This window comes from Arthrobacter vasquezii, from assembly GCF_029455255.1.
Taxonomy (GTDB): Bacteria; Actinomycetota; Actinomycetes; order Actinomycetales; family Micrococcaceae; genus Arthrobacter_D; species Arthrobacter_D parietis.
Genome location: NZ_JAROKN010000120.1, coordinates 1 through 1,463, shown reverse-complemented (window position 1 = coordinate 1,463; position 1,463 = coordinate 1). Strand labels below are relative to the sequence as shown.

The window sequence follows — 1,463 nt, the reverse complement described above, 5'->3', positions numbered from 1 at the left end:
GCCGCCGTGCCGGTCGGCCGCCCGGAAAACGCCGACGACGGTGCGTCCGGCGCCGAAGGCCTCACCCTGCGCTTCGAAGGCTCAGAAGCACCGATCGTTGAGGATCTCACCTTCACCCTGTCCCCGGGGATCACCGCGCTGAGGGGTCCCAGCGGTTCCGGCAAGTCAACGCTGATGGGGCTGCTGGCAGGAGTTCCCCAGCCCGGCCTTCACATTGATGGCGCGGTCAGGCCGCTTAGCGGCCCGCTCGGTTGGGTGCCGCAGCATCCCGAGCCGCTGATGGACACCGTTCGTGAAGAACTTGCCTTCTACGCAGAGTCACCGCTGGAAGACCAGGCGCTTCTTGGGCTGCTTGCGGCAGTGGACGGAAGCCACTTGTTGGAGAAGTCCACCGGAGAACTGAGCCCGGGCGAACTCCGGAGGGTTGCGCTGGCCAGGGCACTGCTGCGCACCGGGCCCGCCGGGGGAACATTGCTGCTCGATGAACCCACCGCCCACGTGGATGAGAACACCTCGGCGGTTATCCGCCGGACAGTACGAAACCTGCCGTCAACGGTCACTGTTGTGCTGATCGCCCATGATGATGAGACCGCACGCCTCGCCGACCGCACGGTCGACCTCGGGTCAGCCCGAAGCCTGGCTACAGCGCCGCACACTGCGCACACCCCGAATCGAGCGGGCGGAAATAACCCCGACCCGCGCGAAACCTCGCCATCTGCGCCCGTTCGATCCGGCTTGGCCGAGCCGATGATGGGCCACGGGGCCGTTCGGACAGCCCTGCGAGCGCTCTCGTTGGTGCGCCCGTGGTCCCCCCGGTTCCTCGCAGCACTCGCTTTCGGCACGGGCTCGTCTGTTTTCGCCGTGGCCCTCACAGCATTGTCCGGCTGGCTGATCGTCCGAGCGTCCGAACAGCCGCCCATCCTCTACCTTCTCGCAGCCATCGTGGGGGTTCGGTTCTTCGGCATCGGACGCTCCCTCTTGCGCTATTGCGAACGGCTGTGGCTGCACGAGAGCATCCTGCAGACCGCTGACGCTGTGCGCCTGCGGCTGTGGCATGCGTTGCTCGGCCGTGCGGAATCCTGGCGCTCGCTATCACGCGGATCCGGTGGCATCGAACGGCTCGTGGGCGACATTGACGAACTGAGGGACACCGCCGCGCGGGCGGTCTTCCCGCCGCTGACGGCGGTCCTGACCGGTCTGGCAGCCATTTGTACGACGGCGCTGCTGCTGCCGGAGGCGATTCTCTGGCAGATCTTCGCCGTCGTTACCGGTCTACTGGCCGCCCCCGCCGCCGCATTGCTGGCGGAACGGTCAGCGGGAGCAGCGGGCATCAGGCTGCGTGCGGCTTCCCTTGCCCAGACCACGGGTCTTCTGCGGGCATCACGCGATGTCGCGGTCAACGGGCTCACTGCAGGCGCCCTGAACCGCCTCGCTCGGCTGGAATCCCGTGCCGCCCGAGAATC

General features: G+C 67.4%; 1 protein-coding gene. It reads left to right on the top strand.

Features of this window, described 5'->3' with window-relative positions; all coding sequences use genetic code 11:
• Positions 1–1,463: ATP-binding cassette domain-containing protein (locus P4U43_RS17870; RefSeq protein ID WP_277359944.1), on the top strand; the 1,463-nt coding region annotated here is incomplete at both ends.